Annotated in this window: 2 protein-coding genes; both read right to left on the bottom strand. The window is 64.4% G+C overall.

Translation table 11 applies throughout. The annotated features are described in order from the left end of the window. Window positions 1–618: 618 nt before the first annotated feature. Window positions 619–843 carry a hypothetical protein gene (locus MUO23_10640; GenBank protein MCJ7513412.1) on the bottom strand — a complete coding sequence of 75 codons (225 nt, stop codon included), beginning with the start codon at window positions 841–843 and terminating at the stop codon, window positions 619–621. A 306-nt stretch (window positions 844–1,149) separates the two neighbouring features. Continuing rightward, window positions 1,150–2,001: hypothetical protein (locus MUO23_10635; GenBank protein ID MCJ7513411.1), on the bottom strand; the 852-nt coding region annotated here is incomplete at its 5' end.

The raw sequence follows: 2,001 nt of genomic DNA, 5'->3' as shown, positions 1-2,001 counted from the left end.
GCAGCGCTGGTGAACGGGGCGAGGCTGTAGCTCGGCGAACACGGGACCTTCTCCTCGATCGGCCCCCAGATTACCCGATATATCGAAGATTGTCAATATGTTGGAGGCTGGGGGTTCCGGGTGCGGATCCCGGCTTGGGACGATGCCGGCGAAGCGCCCAGAGCGAGCAACTCCCGGATCGACTGCCCGACAACGCATGCGGACGGCGCCTCGCCAGCCTCGCCGGTGTGGGCGAACTGCGTCAGCGCGTCCACAATCTAGGCTTGAGGCGCAGGCGGCAAACGCAGCGTGACGGAGCGGCTGATCACGCGCCAGGAACTTAGGGCCAACGACGGCGAAAGGGGCCGACCCCGCCACGTGGCTTTTGAGGGTGTCGTCTATGATGTGAGTGATTGCCCGAACTGGCGGATGGAAATGCATCGTGGGCAGCATTTCGCTGGCCAGGACCTAACGCACGAGATCGGTGATGCCCCGCACGGGCCGGAGGTCTTTCTGCGGCCGTGTGTGCGCCGGGTGGGAGTCTTGGCGGACGAGCCTCGCTCCAGCACAGCCTAGCATCGTTCCACAGTCGCACAGGCGAATCGCGGAAGGCTGAGTGGGCGGGCTCAGATCAAAGGCTCAACCGCAGATGGCCTGGATTGCCAGCCATTCTGCCTCGTAGGTGCCACGCAGCAGCCGGCCATCGGCCATTCCCAAGGTCCATTCCCCGCTAGTCCCGCCATGCTCGGACGCTTCGGCGAGAGTGACTTCCCCCCACTCTGCCGGCTCGCATGACTCGGGGACCGTGCAGAAAACCCCCTGACCCTCGGCTCGTCCGGCGCCAAAACGGATGACTGCGGGCAAGGACACTCCCCGCGAAGGCCAGAAGTCAAAGGTGGCCGAGTCAGAAGACCTAGTGGATTCCAGCTGCAGCACAGTTGAGACGGCGTCATTCGGCGCGCAGCCCGAGGAGAGGGACCCCCGGTAATGCTCCGGTGCTGGGCCGGGCTCCCCCTGGCCACGCCTGCAAGCCCCAAGGGCCAGGCCAAGCAGGAGTGTGATCGAAAGACCGTTCCGGAGGAGTGTGCTCATCCTTTGGGCTCCGGGCCAGCCCGCAGGCAATCGGCTGCGGGCTGGCGCTTGTCTCCGGCCTCGACCGGATCGCCTCGGCTACGGCCACTCATAGCGGACGAGGTAGGTCAGCGTGTGCTCTCCGTTCGCCGGCACCGGCACCCGGAATTCGATGGTCGACGAATCTAGCTTGGTGTAGTTGTCCGAGGTGGTCAGAACCTTCCAGTCGCTCCAGCGAAACAGATGCTCGACGACACGGACTTCCACTGCCTCGTCCTTGTGATTGCGCAAGGTGATCCGGAAACCTTCCTCCAGGCTGTTCTCGGAAGGCCGGGTGAAATCGGTCTGGATGCGTTCGCCGACGATATCGAAGGCATCGCCCACGTACAGGCGGACCTGCTCGCCCTTGGGGGTGTGATCGATGGTGTCCTCGCCAATCAGCAGCGCGGCGCCGTCGACGTCTTCCTGATACACCCGCACGCGGCCGCGCGGCAGGTCGGCGTCCACTTCCTCGGTGTCGAACTCGACCATCACCATCACTTTCGGATTTGAGGCGATGCCGTACGAGGGATCGGTCTGGGCGTACCCCTGGAAGGTGCAGTACCAGTAGTAGTCGCGGCACTGCAACGCATCGTAGACGAAGAACTTGCTCGCCGGCACATCGGCGGTGCTGACGAACTCGATCTGCTTGGACTCGTTGTCGCGCACGGTCACCGGGCGCGGGATCTCGTACAGGTGATACTCGAAGAACTCGCGTTGCTCCACCGGGGCGGAGGTCGGGGCAGCCGCCCGCTCCATCTCCATCGCGTCGGCGGCCAGGCCGGGCTGCGGCAGGCGCTGCAGGTCCCCGGCAATCAGTTTGAGTAGAGCGTCCTTGAAGGTGGCTCCGCTGGTATTGCTGAGCGAGATCCAGCCGTCCAGGTCGATGGCGCCATCGTCCTTGTCGAGCAG

The organism is Anaerolineales bacterium, from assembly GCA_022866145.1.
GTDB lineage: Bacteria > Chloroflexota > Anaerolineae > Anaerolineales > E44-bin32 > PFL42.
The sequence above is the reverse complement of the archived record's forward strand: the minus strand, read 5'-3'. Positions and strand labels throughout refer to the sequence as shown.